Here is a 19,718-nt window from a genome sequence, read left to right as displayed (position 1 = left end):
ACTCACGAGGCAGGCCGGGCCGTGGCGGCCGGTCAGTCCGGTTCGTGTTCCGGGCCGCCGAAGTCCGGGCTGGTGAAGTCCGGACTCGTGAAGGACGGGCGGGGGCCCGCCGCCGGCCCCTCGTCCGGCCCCGTGAAGTCCGGTCTGCTGTAGCCGATCTTCGGGATGCGGTGGGCCGACGGGTGCGGTGTGCGCGACGCGGCGCCTGCGGTGGGATCGGCGAGTGCATCGCGCAGGAACGGCAGGATGCCGCGCTCCAGCAGCGCATGACGCCAGGCCTCCCTTGCGCGCGCCACCTCCTCCGGCAGCTCGTCCTCGGCATCCTCGGCGGGCAGCGCGGTCGATCCGTTGCGCAGCGCCGTGATGAGCAGTCCGACGGCGGCGGCCAGTATCGCGGCCGCCGTCACCGCCGCGAAGAACCACCCGGCGGCGACCATGGTGTCGGCGAACGAGGGGGGCCGGCTGAGCATCTTCAGCAGATAGCCGACCAGCAGGAAGATCAGTGCGGAGGTGCCCGCGAGCATCGGCGCCAGGACCGTGACGACCGCCCCTATCCCGGCGCCCGGCCGGTCCGGATCGTCCGCGTCGGAGCCGAGGCCAGAACCCTGGGCGGAGTCGGCGGCCGGTCCGCGTAGTTCTTTGCGGGCCTTCACATAGTGGTCGTACTCGGTGGCCGCCGCCGTGGTGATCAGTGCCGTGGCGTTCAGCGCCATGGTGCGCAGCTGTTCCGCGTTGAGCCGTTCGCCGACTCCGGCGAGATCCGGTCGTTCGTGAGCGTGACGCAGCGCGTCGCCGAGGATCCGCTCGTACTCGGGTCGGTCCTCGGCCAGCAGGTGCGGAGCGCTGTTCATGTGCATCCCCCGATGCTCCGTTGGGCCTGACTACCCGCACTGGCCGGGCAGTTGGGCGGAAACGGAGGAGAGCCTGCTACTGATACGCCGATGGTAGAGCGCCCACGGCACGGGGTGACAGGGAGTTTCCGTAAATAGGCCCAGTGGTCGGCGTGGTCAGGTCGTTGATGCGTCTTCCCCGAAGACCGTCAGTCATGCAACGGCAGCTGGACGACCAGTAGCTTTCCGGCCATGGTCACGCCGCCGTCCATGGCGATCGCGAGCCCGTCCGCGTATACGTGCGGGCCCTCCACCACGGGCCCGGCGCTGTCCTCGCCGTCCTCCGAGCCGACCTCGCCGAGAAGATACGGAATGGGGCTGTGACCATGGACGATGCGCTGTCCGCCGTAGGCCGCCATCAGCTCCTGGACCGCCTGCGGACCCGCCTCGTCGCGGAAGGCGAACCGCTTGGTGAGCTTGCGGAAGAGGTCCCAGCACTCGTCGGCGTCGTTACGCGTGAGAATGGCGTGCACGGTGTCATTGACGTCCTCGATGGTGGAGCCGTAATCGAGGTACGCCGTCGTGTCGGAGTGCATCAGCAGATGCCCGTCCTCCTCGACGACCGCGTCGAGCCGGGACATCCACTGGAGGTGGTGGTCCTGGAGCCGCTCCATGTCGTTCTTCTGGCCGCCGTTGAGCAGCCAGGCGGCCTGGAACGTCGCGGTGCCGGCCCCGGAGTTCACCGGTGTGTCGCCGAACCGCTTGGCGCCGATGAGCAGCAGTTCGTGGTTGCCCATCAGGGCCTTGCAGTAGCCGCCCGCGGCCGCGGCTTCGGCGGACAGGCGCATGACGAGTTCGATGACGCCGACGCCGTCCGGACCGCGGTCGGTGAAGTCGCCGAGGAACCAGAGCCGGGCGTTGCCCGCGGCCCACTGTCCCCCCGCGTCGATGAGCCCCTGTTCGGCCAGGGCGGCGTGGAGCTCGTCCAGATAGCCGTGGACGTCGCCGACGACGTACAGCGGTCCGAGCCCCGGGTCCTGCGCGGGCCGAGGGTCGGGGACGGTCTGCACCTGGACGGTGTCACGGTTGATCACGGGAAGATCGCGCGCGGTGGGCGTGTAGCCCTCCGGCTCGTCCGCCGGAACGGCACTGCCCGGATGCGGCGCCGTGGGTGGCACCGGAGTCTGCGCATAGGGCGGCACGCGGAAGTCACGCAACGTCGCCGTCCGCACCACGGGTTCCTGACCGGCCCCCTGTGTCATCGACCCCTCCACCACCGTCGCGCCGCCGTACACCTGACGGGCCCTGCTGGTCGGGGTGGTCCGCGGTGTCGTGCGCCCATCATAGGAATGCGGATCGTGCTGTGTGACGCAACAGGGGTGGTGAATCCGGGCGCACGCGAGGTTCACCGCTTGATTTGTCCTAATTGCGCTGATCAGTCCCCGGAGGGGGACCTTGGGGCGCTGACCGTGGTGCGGGGCGGACGGCGTTGCGAGGACGTCCGCACGATGAGTTCTGTCGGTATGACCTGTTCCACCGGGCCGTCCTGGTCGACCCCTTCGATGGCGTCGATGAGGAGCTGGACGACCGCCGTACCGATCCGGCGCGGTTTGAGCGAGAGCGTGGTGATGGGCGGCTCGGTCGTCGCGTACACGGTGGACTCGCTGCAGCAGACGAGCAGGAGGTCCTCGGGGACCCGCAGACCGTACCGGCGGGCGGCCGCCAGCAGATCGGTGCCATTGGGATCGAAGAGCCCGTAGACGGCGTCGGGCCGGTCCGGGCGGGCGAGCAGACGGTCGGCGGCGACCGCCCCCGCGCACGGGTCGTGGGCGGGATAGGACTCGTACACCGGGTCCTGGCCCACGCGCTCGCACCAGTGGAGGTACGCGGTGGTGGAGAGGCGGGTGTACGTGTCGGTGGTGGTGCCGGTGAGCAGGCCGATGCGGCGGGCCCCGGCGGCGGCGAGATGGTCGAGGAGGTCGAGCACGGCGGCCCGGTGGTCGTTGTCGACCCAGGCGGTGACCGGGAGGGTCCCGGCCGGGCGGCCGTCGGAGACGACGGGCAGCCCCTGCCGGACGAGTTCGGTGACGACCGGGTCCTGGTCGGAGGGGTCGATGACGACAGTGCCGTCGAGAGCGACGTTCGACCAGACGTCATGGCGTGAGGTGGCGGGGAGGACGACGAGGGCGTACCCGCGGGCGAGCGCGGCGGAGGTGGCCGCCCTGGCCATCTCGGCGAAGTAGGCGAATTCGGTGAAGGTGAAAGGTTCATCCCCGTACGTCGTCACGGTCAGGCCGATGAGGCCGGACTTGCCGGTACGGAGGGTTCGGGCCGCGGCGGACGGGCGGTAGCCCAGGCGCTCGGCGACCTCGCGGACATGGTGGCGGGTGGCGTCCGGGAGCCTGCCCTTGCCGTTGAGCGCGTCGGAGACGGTCGTAATGGAGACCCCGGCGGCGGCGGCCACATCCCGGATTCCCGCTCGTCCCTGCCGACCGCCGCGCCGGGGGGTCTCCGTCCGGCTCACCTGGTGCTTCCCTGCTGCTGTCATGGCGAGCCGATAGTAGGGCTCGCGCGGACGGTTGGCCCGGTCGCATATTTGCACGTCGACAGGCACGTTTCTGCATGGTCAATTGGCCATAAATGCCTTGCAAAACAAGGGTGTTGGCGGGGTGGGCTGTAGTGTTTCATGGGCTGAGGAGGATGGGCCTACTGAACGGTCGATGTTTCGAAGAGGTCTCAACTCACCTCTTCGAGGGATGCGCGCCACGGAGTGAGCCACCGGCGCGCGCAGGTACGAGGAACGCTCCCCCCATTCCTGGGCCCACCGGACGTTTCCTCCGCTCTGCCATTCGCAGCGGCGCGCAATCCTCATAAGGTAAGCAGTATTGATGTGTGCGACGGTCGAGGAGGACCTGCGGTGAGCGAGACGAGCCCCAAGCTGCGCGCCGAGCTGGACGGCGTCCCTGCCTATGTGCCGGGCAGGCCGGCGGCAGCCGGCGGACCGGTCGCGTTCAAGCTGTCCTCCAACGAGAACCCGTATCCGCCGCTGCCCGGGGTGATGGAGTCCGCCCTGGCGGCGGCCGCGAACTTCAACCGCTACCCGGACATGGCGTGCACCGGTCTGATGAACGAGCTGGCCGACCGGTTCGGTGTGCCCGTCTCGCATCTCGCCACCGGCACCGGTTCCGTCGGGGTGGCGCAGCAGCTGCTCCAGGCCACCTCGGGCCCGGGCGACGAGGTCATCTACGCATGGCGCTCCTTCGAGGCGTACCCGATCATCACCCAGGTCAGCGGAGCGACCTCGGTGAAGGTTCCGCTCACCGACGGCGAGGTGCACGACCTCGACGCGATGGCGGACGCGATCACGGACCGCACGCGGATGATCTTCGTCTGCAACCCGAACAACCCGACCGGGACCGTGGTGCGCAGGGCCGAGCTGGAGCGGTTCCTGGACCGGGTGCCGGGCGATGTTCTTGTAGTGCTGGACGAGGCGTACAAGGAGTTCATCCGCGACATCGACGTGCCGGACGGCATCGAGATCTACCGGGACCGGCCCAATGTGGCGGTGTTGCGGACGTTCTCCAAGGCCTACGGTCTGGCCGGTCTGCGGGTCGGGTTCGCGGTGGCCCACGAGCCGGTGGCGGCCGCGCTGCGCAAGACGGCGGTGCCGTTCGGGGTCAGCCAGCTGGCGCAGGACGCGGCGGTCGCCTCGCTGCGCGCCGAGGACGAACTCCTCGGCCGGGTCGGCTCCCTGGTCTGCGAGCGCGTCCGGGTGCACAAGGCTCTCGTGGACCAGGGCTGGACCGTTCCGGAGTCCCAGGCCAATTTCGTCTGGCTGCGGCTGGGTGACCGTGCGGTCGACTTCGCCGGGTTCTGCGAGCGGGCCGGCGTCGTGGTCAGGCCGTTCGCGGGCGAGGGCGTGCGGGTCTCGATCGGTGAGGACGAGGCGAACGACGTGTTCCTGAGGGTGGCTGAGGCATACCGCAAGGAGCTGTAGCGCGGCGCGTTTGGCCCAGGTGTACCGGAAGGCTCCGTACCTCTCGTTTCTCGGAGGTGCGGGGCCTTCGCGTGGAGCGTCCCGATAGGGGACCCCCCTCGAACATCCCGAAAGCCTGTGCGCCATAATGCTTGTGAATGTGAACGCGTTCACAAGCGTGTCCTGTTCCTCCAGCGATCGGTCGGATTAACAGGGCAAACTGCCGCTGCGGCTACAGCGACGTAAGGAGAGACGACGTGGAGCTGGCTCTGGCGCCCGAGACCCTCGCGCGATGGCAATTCGGTATCACCACCGTCTACCACTTCCTTTTCGTTCCTCTGACGATCTCGCTCGCTGCGCTCACCGCCTGCCTGCAGACCGCCTGGGTGCGGACGGACAACCAGAAGTACCTCAGGGCCACCAAGTTCTGGGGCAAGCTCTTCCTGATCAACATCGCCATGGGCGTCGTCACCGGCATCGTCCAGGAGTTCCAGTTCGGCATGAACTGGTCCGACTACTCACGGTTCGTGGGCGACATCTTCGGCGCTCCGCTCGCCTTCGAGGCGCTGATCGCCTTCTTCTTCGAATCCACCTTCATCGGGCTGTGGATCTTCGGCTGGGACAAGCTGCCGAAGAAGATCCACCTCGCCTGCATCTGGATGGTCTCCATCGGAACCATCCTCTCCGCGTACTTCATCCTCGCGGCCAACTCCTGGATGCAGCACCCGGTCGGCTACCGGATCAACAAGGAACGCGGCCGGGCCGAGCTCACCGACTTCTGGCATGTGCTCACCCAGAACACCGCTCTCGCCCAGTTCTTCCACACCATCACGGCGGCCTTCCTGGTGGGCGGCGCGTTCATGGTCGGCATCGCCGCCTTCCACCTGGCGCGCAAGAAGCACATCCCGGTGATGCGCACCTCGCTCCGGCTCGGACTGGTCACCGTCGTGATCGCCGGTCTGCTCACAGCTGTCAGCGGTGACAGACTCGGCAAGGTCATGTTTAAGCAGCAGCCGATGAAGATGGCCGCGGCCGAGGCGCTGTGGGAAGGGCAGCACTCGGCACCCTTCTCGATCTTCGCGGTCGGAGACGTGGCCAAGGGCCACAACACCGTGGAGATCTCGATCCCGGGGCTACTGTCCTTCCTCGCGGACGACAACTTCAATTCGTACGTCCCCGGCATCAACGACATCAACAAGGCCGAGCAGGAAAAGTTCGGCCCCGGCGACTACCGGCCCAACATCCCGGTCGCTTTCTGGAGCTTCCGCTGGATGATCGGCTTCGGCATGGCGTCCTTCGGCCTCGGCCTGCTCGGACTGTGGCTGACGCGGAAGAAGTTCATGCTGCCTCCGGGGCTGCGGACCGGTGAGGACGAAGTGCCGCACCTGGTCCTCTTCAAGAACAAGGCGCTGAGCCCGAAGTTCACCAGGCTCTACTGGATCGTCGCCCTGTGGACGCTCCTCTTCCCGCTGATCGCCAACTCCTGGGGCTGGATCTTCACGGAGACGGGCCGCCAGCCCTGGGTCGTCTACGGGGTGCTGCAGACGCGCAACGCGGTCTCCCCCGGCGTCTCGCAGGGTGAGGTACTCACCTCGATGATCCTCTTCACCCTGCTCTACGCGGTGCTCGCCGTGATCGAGGTCAAGCTGCTCGTGAAGTACATCAAGGCCGGACCGCCGGAACTCACGGAGTCCGACCTCAACCCGCCCACCAAGATCGGCGGCGACGACCACGACGCCGACCGGCCGATGGCCTTCTCCTACTGAGAGCAGAGGAGCTGAGAGATGGAACTCCACGACGTCTGGTTCGTACTCATCGCCGTCCTCTGGATCGGCTACTTCTTCCTGGAGGGATTCGACTTCGGGATCGGTGTCCTCACCAAGCTGCTGGCCCGTGACCGCAAGGAACGGCGGGTCCTGATCAACACGATCGGGCCCGTCTGGGACGGCAACGAGGTGTGGCTGCTCACCGCGGGCGGCGCGACGTTCGCCGCCTTCCCCGAGTGGTACGCGACGCTGTTCTCCGGGTTCTACCTGCCGTTGCTGATCATCCTGCTCTGCCTGATCGTGCGCGGTGTCGCCTTCGAGTACCGGGCGAAGCGGCCCGAGGAGCGGTGGCAGACCAACTGGGAAAACGCGATCTTCTGGACCTCGCTGATCCCCGCCCTGCTCTGGGGTGTGGCCTTCGGGAACATTGTCCGCGGCGTGAAGATCAACGCCGACATGGAGTACGTCGGCAACTTCTGGGACCTGCTCAACCCGTACGCGATCCTCGGCGGACTGGTCACGCTCTTCCTCTTCACCTTCCACGGCGCGGTGTTCGCGGGGCTCAAGACTGTCGGGGACATCAGGGAGCGTGCGCGGAGGCTGGCACTCAAGCTGGGGCTGGTCACCGCGGTGCTTGCCCTCGGCTTCCTGATCTGGACCCAGGCCGACCACGGCGACGGCTGGAGCCTGCTCGCGTTGATCATCGCCGTGGTGGCGCTGGTCGGAGCGATCGGTGCCGTCGCGGCGGGGCGCGAGGGCTGGTCGTTCGCGCTCTCCGGGCTGACCATCACGGCCGCGGTCGCGATGCTCTTCCTGGCGCTCTTCCCGAACGTCATGCCGTCCTCGCTGAACGACGCCTGGAGCCTCACGGTCACCAACGCCTCGTCCACCCCGTACACCCTGAAGATCATGACCTGGTGCGCGGGGATCGCTACTCCCGTGGTGCTGATCTACCAGGGCTGGACATACTGGGTGTTCCGCAAGCGGATCGGTACGCAGCACATCGCCGAAGCGCACTGACGCGCCGAGGACGCGACCCGGCGGATCGCGGCCGAGCCCGATCCGCCGGGACGTCCTGGGGACGGTCCGACACGTCCCGCATGGTCCACCGCCCGAGCTCATTGGGGATGTTTCACGTGAAACCGATCGACCCGCGCCTCCTCCACTACGCCCGTGCCACCCGCCTCTTCCTGGCAGCCGTGGTAGCACTCGGAGTGGTCGGGGCGGCGCTGGTCATCGCCCAGGCCATGCTCATCGCCGAAGTGGTGGTGGGCGGGTTCGAGGACGGACTGACCGTTACCGAGCTGCGGACCCCGCTGATGCTGCTGGCGGTGGTAGCGCTCGGCCGGGGGCTGGTCTCCTGGCTGACCGAGCTCGCCGCGTACCGGGCCAGTGCGGCGGTCAAGTCCGAGCTCCGCGGCCGGCTGCTCGACCGTGCCGCGGCGCTCGGACCGGACTGGCTGAGCGGGCAGCGCACCGGCTCTCTGGTGGCGCTCGCCACCCGCGGTGTCGACGCGCTGGACGACTACTTCGCGCGCTACCTGCCGCAGCTCGGGCTCGCGGTCGTCGTGCCCGTGGCGGTCCTCGCCAGGATCGTTACCGAGGACTGGGTCTCGGCCGCGATCATCGTCATCACGCTGCCGCTCATCCCGCTCTTCATGATCCTGATCGGCTGGGCCACCCAGTCCCGGATGGACCGCCAGTGGTGGCTGCTCTCCCGGCTCTCCGGACACTTCCTCGACGTGGTCGCCGGACTGCCGACACTGAAGGTCTTCGGCCGGGCCAAGGCCCAGGCCGAGTCCATCCGCACCATCACGTCGCAGTACCGCCGGGCCACTCTGCGGACTCTGCGGATCGCGTTCCTGTCCTCCTTCGCCCTGGAACTTCTCGCCACCCTGTCGGTGGCGCTGGTCGCCGTCACCATCGGCATGCGACTCGTGCACGGCGAACTGGACCTCTACATCGGCCTGGTGGTGCTGATCCTCGCGCCCGAGGCATACCTGCCGATCCGGCAGGTCGGGGCGCAGTACCACGCCGCCGCCGAGGGGCTCTCGGCCGCGGAGGAGATCTTTGAGGTCCTGGAGACCGAGGTGCGGGCGGGCGGTACGGCGGATGTCCCCCAGTCGCTGAGGCTGGAGCTGGAGGGGGTGACGGTACGGCACGAGGGCCGTACCGCTCCGTCGCTGGACGGGGCCTCGCTGGTGGTCGAGGAGGGGGAGACCGTCGCCCTGGTCGGCCCGAGCGGTGTCGGGAAGTCCACACTGCTCCACGTGGTGCTGGGGTTCGCGGAGCCCGACGAAGGGCGGGTGCGGGTCGGCGGCGCGGATCTGGCGATACTTGCGCCCGAGCGCTGGCGGGAGCGGATCGCCTGGGTTCCGCAGCGCCCGCATCTCTTCGCGGGCACGATCGCGGAGAACGTACGGCTGGCCCGACCGGACGCGGACGACAGCGCGGTCACGGCGGCGCTGCGGGACGCGGGGGCGTACGACTTCGTGGCGGACCTTCCCGACGGTGCGCAGACACTGCTCGGCGAGGACGGCGCGGGACTCTCCGCCGGCCAGCGGCAACGGCTTGCGCTTGCGCGGGCGTTCCTCGCCGACCGGCCGCTGCTGCTGCTCGACGAGCCGACCGCGAGCCTGGACGGCGAGACGGAGGCCGGGATCGTCGACGCGGTACGGAGGCTGGCAGCGGGGCGGACCGTGCTGCTCGTCGTGCACCGGCCGGCGCTGCTCGCGGTCGCCGACCGGGTGGTGACACTGGAACCGGGCGTGGCACCGGAACACGCGGCGGCCACGGAGCCGGTCGGGGTGGACGGACCGGCGCGCGCCTCCGATGACATACCCAAAGGCGCGCAGGAGCCCGAGACGCTGCGGGAGACCGCGGCACGGTCCGGACAGGTGCTCGCCCGGGTCCGGGAGGCCGCAGGGGCACACCGCGGACAGCTGGCGCTCGCGCTCCTGCTGGGTAGCCTTGCCCTCGGCTCGGCCGTCGGGCTCATGGCCGTCTCCGGCTGGCTGATCTCCCGCGCCTCCGAACAGCCCCCGGTGCTCTATCTGATGGTCGCCGTGACCGCGACCCGTGCTTTCGGGCTCGGCCGCGCCGTCTTCCGCTACGCCGAGCGTCTCGTCTCGCACGACGCGGTGCTCAAGATGCTCGCCGAGCTGCGCGTCGCCGTGTACCGCGGACTGGAACGCATCGCGCCGGCCGGGCTGGCCCGGACCCGGCGCGGAGACCTGCTGTCCCGGCTCGTCGCCGATGTGGACGCGCTGCAGGACTACTGGCTGCGGTGGCTGCTTCCCGCCGGGACCGCGGTGGTCGTGGGGGTGGCGGCAGCCGGGTTCACCGGCTGGATGCTGCCCCAGGCGGGCGTCGTGCTCGCTGTCGGGCTGCTGCTGGCCGGGGTCGGGGTGCCGCTGGTGACCGGCGCCTGCGCCCGCCGCGCGGAACGTCAATTGGCGCCCGCGCGAGCCGATCTGGCCACCCGGATCACCGATCTGCTCGGCGGGACCGCCGAACTGACCGTCGCGGGGGCCCTGCCCGCGCGTTCGGCGCGGACCCGCGAAGCCGACGGCGTTCTGACCCGGATCGCGGCCCGGGCGGCAACGGCCACCGCGCTCGGGGGCGGACTCTCCGCTGCGATCTGCGGTCTGACGGTTGTCGCTGCCGCACTCGTCTCTGTGCCGGCGGTTCTCGACGGGCGGCTCGCGGGAGTGGAGCTGGCGGTGGTGGTGCTCACCCCCCTCGCCGCGTTCGAGGCCGTGACCGGCCTGCCGCTCGCCGTGCAGTACCGGCAGCGGGTCAAGCGGAGTGCCGAGCGGGTGTACGAGGTGCTGGACGCCCCGGTGCCGGTGCTCGAACCCGCCGCCCCGGCCGATCCACCCGCCTCTCCCTTCCCGCTGGAGGTACGTGGGTTGGCGGCCCGGTACGCAGGAGCGTCGCGGGACGCCCTGGACTCCGTCGACCTGACGCTGACCGCCGGGCGGCGCATCGCCCTCGTCGGCCCTTCGGGCTCGGGGAAGACCACCCTCGCGCAGGTCCTGCTCCGCTTCCTGGACGCGCGGTCCGGGACGTACCGGATCGGTGGTGTGGAGGCCTCCGCACTGGACGGCGACGCTGTCCGGCGGTTCGTCGGGCTGTGCGCCCAGGACGCCCATGTCTTCGACAGTTCCATCCGGGAGAACCTGCGGCTGGCCCGCACCGGCGCGACCGACGACGAACTGCGGGGCGCCCTCGCGCAGGCACGGCTGCTCGACTGGGTGCAGGCGCTGCCCGACGGGCTCGACACGCTCGTCGGCGAGCATGGCGCCCGCCTCTCCGGCGGCCAGCGCCAGCGGCTCGCGCTCGCCCGGGCGCTCCTCGCCGACTTCCCCGTACTCGTCCTGGACGAGCCCGCCGAGCATCTCGACCTGGCGACGGCGGATGCCCTGACCGCGGATCTGCTGGCCGCCACCCGTGGCCGCACAACGGTTCTGATCACCCATCGGCTGGCAGGGCTCGAAGCAGTCGACGAGGTGGTCGTGATGGACGCGGGCAGGATCGTGCAGCGCGGTCCGTACACCGATCTCGAGACGGTGGAGGGGCCGTTGAGCCGGATGCTGGAGCGCGAACAGGAGACCGTCGGATCCCGGCTCCCGTAGGACGGGCGTAGAAGCACCCGGGCAGGCCCGTCGGGGAGCGGCCGTAGCGGTTTGCCGGACCATCGGCCGACTTTCCTCACCAAAAGGGACTAACTAGGCTCTGGGTATGTCAGAGCCGGACCCGAAGGACTCGCTCGAAGCCGCGACGCAGGCGACCCGCAGCCTGCAGGGCCTGTCCACCGAGCTCACCGCCCGCGTCCCGCAGCTGCTGGAAGCCATGCGCTCCGTCGGCACCGGTCTCGAACTGCACTCCACCCTCGACCGGATCTGCGAGACGGCTGCCGAACTCGCCCACGCCCGCTACGCCGCCATCGGCGTCGTCGACACCAAGGGCAAGGGACTCTCCGACTTCCTCACGTACGGGGTGCCGGAGGCGGTGGAAACCGAGATCGGACACCGGCCCGACGGTCAGAGGGGACTGCTCGGCGCACTCATTCACGACCCGGCACCGGTGCGGCTAGCAGATCTGACAGCCGATCCGAGGTTCGCCGGATTCCCCGCCGGCCATCCACCGATGCGGACTTTTCTCGGCGTCCCCATCCGCGTACAGGGAGAAATCTTCGGCAACCTCTATCTGGCCGAGAAGGAGGGCGGGGGCGAGTTCAACGATTACGACCTGCACATGGTGCGGGTGCTCGCCACGGAGGCGGGGATCGCCATCGGCAACGCCCGGCTCTACGAGGCGGCGCGCCAGCGCGAGCGGTGGATCGACGGATCGGTGGCCGTGACCACCGCGCTGCTCTCCGGCGGGGACGCGGACGACGCGCTTGCCGTCGTCGCCGAGCAGGCCCGCCATCTCGCTGCCTCCGCTGCCGGGATCGTGCTTCTGCCGGCCGAGGCGGGCGGTCTGGAGATCGTCGCCGTCTCCGCCGACAGCCCGTCCGCCTCGCTCGGGATGATCATCGGTCCGGAGAACCCGGTGGTGGCGAAGCTGCTGGCCGGCGAGGCGGTCTTCATAGACGACTCGGCCACCGACTCCCGCATGATCACCAGGCTGGCCCACCAGTTCGGCCCGAGCATGCTGCTGCCGCTGCACAGCGGTGGGCGGGTGCTCGGCGCGCTCGCCACCCCGCGCGCCCGGGGCGACCGGCCGTTCACCGAGACCGAGCGGACGCTGGCCACACAGTTCGCCTCGCAGGCCGCACTCGCGCTGATGATGGCCGAGGCGCAGCGGGACCGGGAGCGGCTCGCGGTCTACGAGGACCGCGACCGAATCGCCCGCGACCTGCACGACCTGGTCATCCAGCGGCTGTTCGCCACCGGGATGATGCTGGAGAGCGCCCAGCGCCGGTCGGTCGTACCCGAGGTGCAGACCGGGGTGGGGCGGGCCGTGGACGAACTGGACGTGACGATCCAGGAGATCCGCACCGCGATCTTCGCGTTGCAGCAGGAACCGGCCGAGGCGCCGTCCGGGCTGCGGACCCGCGTCCTGCGCGAGATCAACATGGCGGCCGTCCCGCTGGGCTTCAAGCCGTCGCACCGCTTCCTCGGCCCGGTCGACTCGCTGGTCGGCGAGCTGACCGGCAAGAACTTGATCGCGGCGCTGCGGGAGGCGCTCTCCAACGCCTTCCGGCATGCCGAGGCGTCCTTGATCGACGTGGTCGTCGACGCGACCGTCACGCTGCCCGACGGACGCGACGCGGTGCGGCTGTCGGTCGCGGACGACGGGGTGGGCATTGCGGAGGGCGGGCGGCGCAGCGGGCTGCGGAACCTGGCGCGCAGGGCGGAGTCGCTGGGCGGGGCGAGCTGGTTCGGGCCGGGCCTCGGCGAGGACGGGGGCGGCACGACCGTCGTGTGGGAGGCGCCGCTCTGAGGTCCTCGTCGGCGTTCGGGCCCGGACCCTTCAGCTCTGGCTGTGGTACTTCCGGCGCTCGGCCACGAGCCGCTCGATGACGATCGCGACGCCGTCCTCCTCGTTGGTGACGGTCCGCCCGGAGGCGGCGGCCACCGCGGCCGGGTGGGCGTTGCCCATCGCGTACGAGGTGCCCGCCCAGCTCAGCATCTCCACGTCGTTCGGCATGTCCCCGAAGGCGACGACCTCGGCGGGCGAGATGCCGCGCTCGGCGCAGCACAGCGCGAGGGTGCTGGCCTTGGAGACGCCGAGACCGCTGACCTCCAGCAGGGCCGTCGGGCTGGACCGGGTGAGGGACGCCCGGTCACCGGCTGCTGTGTGCGCGACGGCGAGGAAGTCGTCCGGGGCCAGTTCGGCGTGGTGTGCGAGGAGCTTCAGTACAGGGGCTCCGGCGCCCGGCGTCTCTTCGTGGAGGAGCTTCTCGGCAGTGGCGACGGTGGCGCCCGGGTCGAGATGGAACGGCGGGTAGGCCGGTTCGTAGTGGATGCCGGTGGCCAGCTCGACAGCGAACGACGTGCCCGGAGCGGCCGCGCGCAGGGCGTGGACGACATCGAGGGCGGCGGCGCGTTCCAGCGGGCGGACCTTGAGCAGCCTGCCGCCCGCATGCAGGTCGGCGATCGCGGCACCGTTCGCGCAGATCGCCAGGCCGTGGCCGTGGACATGATCGCTGACGACGTCCATCCAGCGGGCCGGGCGGCCGGTGACGAAGAAGACCTCGATCCCGGCCTCCTCGGCTGCGGCCAGCGCCGCGACCGTGCGGTCCGAGACGGTTTTGTCGTCGCGCAGCAGAGTGCCGTCCAGGTCGGTGGCGATCAGCCGGGGAACGGCAGGCAGAGGCGAGTCGGTAGCTGAGGTCACCGGGCCATTCTCCCGTACAGGGGTGCACGGGTGTGCGGAGGGGCGCGCATGTGAGGACGCACGCCCCTGACCAGGAGGACATGCCTGACGCATATGTCAGGGGTGGTGAGAGGGCAGCCGGTGGTGTGCGCGTGGGTGCGCGGGTCAGCCGAGCTGGGACAGCCCCTCGGTGGCGATCCGCTCGAAGACCTTCTCGTCCGCCGCGAAGTCGGAGTCCGCGATCGGCCAGTGGATGACGATCTCCGTGAAGCCCAGCTCGAAATGGGTGCCCGCGAAGTCCACGAACGCGTCGAAGGACTCCAGAGGGCGGTCCGGGGTGAATCCGGTGAGCAGGATCTTGTCCAGCTCGGTGACATCCCGGCCGATGGCCTCGCAGGCCGTGCCGAGCTTGCTGATCTGCCCGCGGATGGCTGCCACGGACTGCTCCGGGGTACCCGTCTCGAACAGCTTGGGGTCGCCGGTGGTGACCCAGGCCTGACCGTACTCCGCGGCGAGCCTCAGCCCGCGCGGACCGGTCGCGGCCACCGCGAAGGGCAGCCGGGGCAACTGCACACAGCCGGGCACGTTCCGGGCCTCGTTCGCCGCATACAACTCGCCCTCATAGGTGACGGACGGCTCCCGCAGCAGCTGGTCGAGGAGCGGTACGAACTCGGCGAAGTGGTCGGCCCGCTCGCGCGGCGTCCACGGTTCCTCGTCGCTCCTGCGCAGCGTGGTGGCATCGAAACCGTTGCCGCCCGCGCCGATACCGAGGGTGATCCGTCCGTCGGAGACGTCGTCCAGCGTGATGAGGTCCTTGGCCAGGGTGACCGGGTGCCGGAAGTTGGGGGAGGTGACGAGGGTGCCCAGGCGCAGCCGCTCGGTGGCGGCCGCCGCGGCGGTCAGGGTCGGCACCGCGCCGAACCACGGCCCGTCGCGGAAGGTCCGCCAGGCCAGATGGTCATACGTGTACGCGGCGTGGAATCCCAGTTCCTCGGCGTGCTGCCAGACCTTCCGGCCCTCGCTCCAGCGGTGAATCGGCAGAATTACAGTGCTCAGACGCATACACACGACCATACGGCGGAAGAGCTGCGGAGCAGAGGCGTGTCAGCGGACGCTACGGCCGAGCCACGGCGGCCGTGTGCCGCGCGGGACGGGCTTCTTGTACGTCTCACCGCCTGGCAGCGGCACGACGAGCCACGAGCAGGGCGGGAAGATCGTGCCCTTCGCATGGGCCATGCCGGTGTGGACCGACTGCAGGAGGTCGGGTACGGAGTCGCACGGAATGCCGGGGAACTCGATGTCCTCGACGGTGATCTTCGCGTCGTCGTCCGGGAACACCCACGCCGGGACGGGGAGCCGACGCGGATGCCGGGACCGCCGGGAGGGCAGGTGGGACGGGCAGACGATGGCCGGGAAAGCAGACGGGGCGAGTTCAGCCGGGAAAGCGGAGGTACTCCGGCGGTACGGAGTCGGTCAGCCAGACCCCGTTCGCACTGACGTAGAAGAGGTGGCCGGCGCGGTGCATCGCGCCCGCGTCCACCGAGAGGATCACGGGCCTGCCGCGGCGGGCGCCGACGCGGGTAGCCGTCTCGCGGTCGGCCGAGAGGTGGACGTGGAGCCGGTTCATGGGGCGCAGCCCCTCGGTGCGGATCGCGTCGAGGGCGCGGCCCACAGTGCCGTGATAGAGGTACGCGGGCGGCTCGGACGGAGGCAGACCGAGGTCCACCGGGACGGTGTGGCCCTGGCTCGCCCGAATGCGGTCGCCTTCGATGGCGTAGCGCTGTTTGTCATTGGCGGCGACGACATGGTCGAGCTCGGCACGGGTGATGGGGAAGCCGTGCCGAGCCGAGGCCCGGAGCAGCTCGTCGATCGTCACCCAGCCGTTCGGGTCGAGACGGATCCCGATCCGCTCGGGTTGGTGCCGCAGATGCTTTGCGAGGTACTTGGACACCTTGACGGTGCGTCTCTCATCCATCCGGACAGAGTGCCTGCGGCGATCTCGTCGGCGCACCAGGATTTGCTCACGATTCGCACCAACGATTTTCGTTCACAGGTTTGATCCACAAGCAACTGTGGTTATCCACAGGCTAATTGGCAATTCTGTGGACAAGTAGCTTCAAAATTAACCGTTTTGTCCAACTTGCCCTGATTCGCGGTGTGATGTGGCAAGTGCATCCAATGTTCTTGTCTGTACCTCGCGTTCAGCGGCGGCAGCGACAAAGGCGGCGACGTTCTGCGGACCAACCAGGCGCTGTACGGCTCGCATTGTTTCCGGAGGCAGTGGTACGGAACGCGGCTCGCTCGTCGATGGTCCCGGGGTGAGCGGTGTGTCCGCGCCGAGATGGTGCTGCAGATGACGTGTGGCGAACGTCCGCATGGCACGGGCCAGTTCCGCGTCCACCGTCTTCTGGGCGAGCGGGCGGAGCCGACGGACCAGCGAGGCGGCCTCGGCCGCATCCGCGTCCGTCGGTGGACGATGGCCTAGGTAGCGCGCGAACACATGCTCCGTGGTGAACTCCAGGAAACGGGAGGCAATGTGCTCGACCTGTCCGCGAAGCTCCCGCAGATGGCCGGAGATTGCGGTGAGTGGTACCCCCGCCGCGTGCAACTCGACTGCTACAGAAAGCTCTTGTGGACTCGGGACCAGGAACTCGTCGTCCCGTCCCGGGATGCGCTCCAGTACGCCGAGCTCGACCGCCTCGGTCACCGCCCGATCGTCCTGCACGCCACCGAACTTCGCATGCAGCTCGTCCCGGGTGATCCGGTCGGCCTGCTCGTCCGTCCACGGGCCGTGCACCTCGGCGACGAGCCCGAGCACCCCGCCCAGCCCGCGTCCCGCGTCCCACGCCTCCAGCAGTTCCTTGATGCTGGCCAGCGTGTAACCGCGGTCCAGCAGGTCGGCGATCTGCCGGAGCCGGGCGAGATGCGTGTCCCGGTACACATTGGCCCGGCCGCGCCGCTCCGGCGTCGGCAGCAGCCCCCGGTCCTGATAGGCCCGGATCGTGCGGACCGTGGCACCGCTCGCATGCGCCAGGTCCTCGATCCGGTACTCGGCGGCGGAACGCGTCGTTGCCGCGGACGACCCGGCCCCGCTCACAGCGGCGGCTTCAGCCGGGCGATCCCGCGCAGCGCGCCGGGACTGAGCCGGGACAGGAACCGGGCGGCTCGTGCCTCCGGTGTCACCGGCACCACGGCCCGGTTGTGCGCCACGGCCTCGAGAATCGCGTCGGCGACCTTCTCCGGCGGGTAGTTGCGGAGCCCGTACAGCCGGCTGGTCCGCTTCCGCAGACGCTTCTCCTCATCGGCGTCGGCCCCGGCGAAGTGCGCGGTCGCCGTGATGTTGGTGTTGACGATGCCGGGGCAGATGGCGCTGACCCCGATCGACCGCTCGGCCAGTTCGGCCCGCAGGCACTCGCTGAGCATCAGCACGGCCGCCTTGGAGGTGCTGTACGCGGGCAGCACCCGGGACGGCTGATACGCGGCGGCGGAGGCGGTGTTGACGATATGGCCGCCCTGGCCGCGCTCGGCCATCTGCCTGCCGAAGATCCGGCAGCCGTGGATGACGCCCCACAGATTGACGTCCAGGACGTTCTTCCAGTCCTCGCTCGTGGTTTCCAGGAAGGAGCCGGACAGACCGATCCCGGCGTTGTTGACCAGGACGTCGACGATGCCGTACTCAGCGGCGACCTTCTCGGCGAGCTTCTCCATCGCCTGCTCGTCGCTGACGTCGACCGCCTCGCCCCAGGCGGCGGGGGAGCCGATCAGACGGGCCATCTCCGCCGTTCTGGCCGCCCCTTCCGCGTCACGGTCCACGGCCACCACCCGGGCGCCCGCCTCCGCGAACGCGAACGCGGTGGCCCGCCCGATACCGCCGGCCGCGCCCGTCACCAGGACCAGCTGACCGCCGAACCGGTCGGCGTACGCCCCGGTCGGTGCGGTGTCCGGGGCCGGTCGCCCGTCTTCCATCGCCGACTCGTTGGCGGCGACGAACTCGCTGATCCAGGAAGCAAGCTGGTCCGGGCGGGTGCGCGGCACCCAGTGCTTGGCCGGCAGGGAACGCCGTACCAAGTGCGGCACCCACAGCTCCAGTTGGTCGCACAGCTTCTCCGAAAGGAAGATGTCACCCGTCGGCGTGATCAGCTGGACCGGCGCATGCGCGTACGCGTCAGCACGCGGTCTGCGCAGCCGGGCGCGGACGTTGTCCCGGTAGAGCCAGGCGCCGTGCGCCGCGTCGTTCGGCAGGGACGGCGTCGGGTAGTCGCCCGCAGGCATCTTCTCCATCCGCTGGAGTATCCGCGGCCACTGCTTGCCGAGCGGGCCGCGCCAGGCGAGCTCCGGCAGCACCGGCGTGTGCAGCATGTACACGTACCAGGACTTGGCCCCCTGGCCGAGCAGCTGACCGATCCGGCGCGGGGTGGGCCGCGTCATCCGCTGCTTGATCCAGTGGCCGAAGTGGTCCAGGGAGGGACCCGACATCGACGTGAAGGAGGCGATCCGGCCCTCGGTGCGCATGACCGTCGCGAACTCCCACGACTGGACCGAACCCCAGTCGTGCCCGACCAGGTGCACCGGCCGGTCCGGACTCACCGCATCGACGACGGCCAGGAAGTCGTCGGTGAGCTTTTCCAGGGTGAACCCGCCGCGCAGCGGCTCCGGAGCCGTCGACCGGCCGTGGCCGCGCACGTCGTACAGGACGACGTGCCACTGCTCGGCCAACTGCGCCGCGACCTGCGTCCAGACTTCCTTGCTGTCCGGATAGCCGTGCACCAGCACGACCGTCGGACGCGTCTCGGCGCCCAGCTCGGCGACGCACAGCTCGATCCCGCCCGTACGCACCCGGCGTTCGCGGAACCCGGGCACATCCTGCAGACTCACGCCGCCACCCTCTCCTCGGCCCAGCGCCGCACATGCGGCAGATCGTCATCCAGCCAGAAGGCGCTCTGCTCGGGGTCCTTGGAATCCGTGACGACCAGGATCTCCTCGAACTTCGCGCCCGTACCCCGGAATCCGAGATGGGGTTCTACCGCCCACAGCCCCGGCTGCGGCGGGTGGTCGGAGAAGCGGTACGGACTCCACAGCGGAGACCAGCCGTCCCGATGCCCGTGCACCGCATCGCCGACGAGGCCCTTGAGCGACTGCGTACCGAACCCGAACACCCGCGGTGACCAGCGGCGCTCAGCCACGCGGTCGACCTTGTGGGCGATGACGCCGAAGGGATAGGCGCGGTGCCTGTTGGCGTACCCCTGCTTGATCATCAGGCGCTCGACGTCCTCATAGATCTCGCGCAGCGAACGTCGCTCGCGCACCTCGTCCAGGATCAGCGCGCGGTGGACCTCAAGATCGGCAAGGAGCTTGTCGTGCAACGGGTTGAGCCCGAGACAGCCGGAATATCCGATGTCCGCCGTGAACCCGTTGTGCACCGGAGCCATGTCGAGGATGAACGGCATCCCGGGCTCCAGCTTCCGGTGGGTCGGGAAGAACTGCAGCGGCACCTTGAAACCGGCGAACGCCGTGCGGTCCCCGAACCAGGCGAACGGGAGATGGAACCAGTCACGGACCCCGCGCTCGCGCAGCCACTCCCGCTGCATCCGGGCCGCCTCGCGCTCTGTCACCCCCGGTTCGAGCCGTCCGGCGACCGCCTCCGCGCAGTCGTACGCGAGGCGTTGCACCTCTCTGAACCCCTGGAGCTCCTGGGGCAGTCCGTCCTTCACCGGTGAGGCCATGCCACCGTCCGTCCCATGCCGTGTGCGGTAGGTGCTCGTAACGTGACACTGACGAATGTGACAATGCCCGGCGGCTGCGTCAAGGGGCGCGCACGAC

Annotated in this window: 15 protein-coding genes; 5 read left to right on the top strand and 10 right to left on the bottom strand. The window is 69.6% G+C overall.

What is annotated here, in order from left to right; translation table 11 throughout:
* Nucleotides 1-32: 32 nt before the first annotated feature.
* The 3 genes from ACGFSA_RS00290 to ACGFSA_RS00280 all read right to left on the bottom strand — a co-directional run bounded on the left by ACGFSA_RS00290 (nucleotide 33) and on the right by ACGFSA_RS00280 (nucleotide 3,378).
* Nucleotides 33-857 (bottom strand): hypothetical protein, encoded by an 825-nt coding sequence (locus tag ACGFSA_RS00290; RefSeq protein ID WP_393297446.1) that lies wholly within the window; start codon nucleotides 855-857, stop codon nucleotides 33-35.
* A 182-nt stretch (nucleotides 858-1,039) separates the two neighbouring features.
* Entirely contained in the window at nucleotides 1,040-2,092 is a 1,053-nt protein-coding gene (locus tag ACGFSA_RS00285) for a metallophosphoesterase (RefSeq protein WP_393297443.1), read from the bottom strand.
* Nucleotides 2,093-2,265: 173 nt separating this feature from the next.
* The gene (locus ACGFSA_RS00280; protein WP_393297440.1) at nucleotides 2,266-3,378 is read right to left on the bottom strand and encodes a LacI family DNA-binding transcriptional regulator; all 1,113 of its coding nucleotides are present in this window, start codon (nucleotides 3,376-3,378) and stop codon (nucleotides 2,266-2,268) included.
* Nucleotides 3,379-3,747: 369 nt separating this feature from the next.
* On the opposite strand from ACGFSA_RS00280, the gene hisC reads away from it, so the two are divergent.
* The 5 genes from hisC to ACGFSA_RS00255 all read left to right on the top strand — a co-directional run bounded on the left by hisC (nucleotide 3,748) and on the right by ACGFSA_RS00255 (nucleotide 13,022).
* Nucleotides 3,748-4,827, top strand: coding sequence for a histidinol-phosphate transaminase (hisC, locus tag ACGFSA_RS00275; RefSeq protein ID WP_393297437.1), 1,080 nt, complete (start codon nucleotides 3,748-3,750; stop codon nucleotides 4,825-4,827).
* A gap of 236 nt (nucleotides 4,828-5,063) precedes the next feature.
* Nucleotides 5,064-6,572 carry a cytochrome ubiquinol oxidase subunit I gene (locus ACGFSA_RS00270; RefSeq protein ID WP_393297434.1) on the top strand — a complete coding sequence of 503 codons (1,509 nt, stop codon included), beginning with the start codon at nucleotides 5,064-5,066 and terminating at the stop codon, nucleotides 6,570-6,572.
* 18 nt (nucleotides 6,573-6,590) lie between these two features.
* Nucleotides 6,591-7,592, top strand: coding sequence for a cytochrome d ubiquinol oxidase subunit II (gene cydB / locus ACGFSA_RS00265; protein WP_393297431.1), 1,002 nt, complete (start codon nucleotides 6,591-6,593; stop codon nucleotides 7,590-7,592).
* Between the two features lie 116 nt (nucleotides 7,593-7,708).
* The gene (gene cydD, locus ACGFSA_RS00260; RefSeq protein WP_393297428.1) at nucleotides 7,709-11,209 is read left to right on the top strand and encodes a thiol reductant ABC exporter subunit CydD; all 3,501 of its coding nucleotides are present in this window, start codon (nucleotides 7,709-7,711) and stop codon (nucleotides 11,207-11,209) included.
* 106 nt (nucleotides 11,210-11,315) lie between these two features.
* Nucleotides 11,316-13,022, top strand: coding sequence for a GAF domain-containing sensor histidine kinase (locus tag ACGFSA_RS00255; protein ID WP_393297425.1), 1,707 nt, complete (start codon nucleotides 11,316-11,318; stop codon nucleotides 13,020-13,022).
* 30 nt (nucleotides 13,023-13,052) lie between these two features.
* Here ACGFSA_RS00255 and ACGFSA_RS00250 read toward each other — a convergent pair whose 3' ends face one another.
* The 7 genes from ACGFSA_RS00250 to ACGFSA_RS00220 all read right to left on the bottom strand — a co-directional run bounded on the left by ACGFSA_RS00250 (nucleotide 13,053) and on the right by ACGFSA_RS00220 (nucleotide 19,621).
* Nucleotides 13,053-13,919 carry an HAD hydrolase family protein gene (locus ACGFSA_RS00250; protein ID WP_393297422.1) on the bottom strand — a complete coding sequence of 289 codons (867 nt, stop codon included), beginning with the start codon at nucleotides 13,917-13,919 and terminating at the stop codon, nucleotides 13,053-13,055.
* A gap of 144 nt (nucleotides 13,920-14,063) precedes the next feature.
* Nucleotides 14,064-14,972, bottom strand: coding sequence for an LLM class flavin-dependent oxidoreductase (locus ACGFSA_RS00245; RefSeq protein ID WP_393297419.1), 909 nt, complete (start codon nucleotides 14,970-14,972; stop codon nucleotides 14,064-14,066).
* A gap of 30 nt (nucleotides 14,973-15,002) precedes the next feature.
* Nucleotides 15,003-15,236, bottom strand: coding sequence for a hypothetical protein (locus tag ACGFSA_RS00240; RefSeq protein WP_393297416.1), 234 nt, complete (start codon nucleotides 15,234-15,236; stop codon nucleotides 15,003-15,005).
* Nucleotides 15,237-15,330: 94 nt separating this feature from the next.
* Nucleotides 15,331-15,873, bottom strand: coding sequence for an RNA 2'-phosphotransferase (locus ACGFSA_RS00235; protein WP_393297413.1), 543 nt, complete (start codon nucleotides 15,871-15,873; stop codon nucleotides 15,331-15,333).
* Nucleotides 15,874-16,020: 147 nt separating this feature from the next.
* On the bottom strand, nucleotides 16,021-16,995 hold the full coding sequence (locus ACGFSA_RS00230; RefSeq protein ID WP_393297410.1) for a MerR family transcriptional regulator: 975 nt from the start codon (nucleotides 16,993-16,995) through the stop codon (nucleotides 16,021-16,023).
* Nucleotides 16,992-18,773: an SDR family oxidoreductase gene (locus tag ACGFSA_RS00225; protein WP_393297407.1), complete on the bottom strand. Its 1,782-nt coding sequence runs from the start codon at nucleotides 18,771-18,773 to the stop codon at nucleotides 16,992-16,994. The genes ACGFSA_RS00230 and ACGFSA_RS00225 overlap by 4 nt, the downstream gene beginning before the upstream one ends.
* Nucleotides 18,770-19,621 (bottom strand): M24 family metallopeptidase, encoded by an 852-nt coding sequence (locus ACGFSA_RS00220; protein WP_393297404.1) that lies wholly within the window; start codon nucleotides 19,619-19,621, stop codon nucleotides 18,770-18,772. The genes ACGFSA_RS00225 and ACGFSA_RS00220 overlap by 4 nt, the downstream gene beginning before the upstream one ends.
* Nucleotides 19,622-19,718: the final 97 nt, after the last annotated feature.

The organism is Streptomyces sp. NPDC048496 (genome assembly GCF_043200055.1).
Classification (GTDB): domain Bacteria; phylum Actinomycetota; class Actinomycetes; order Streptomycetales; family Streptomycetaceae; genus Streptomyces.
Note: the sequence above shows the minus strand (reverse complement) of the source record. Positions and strands in the feature narration are given on the sequence as shown.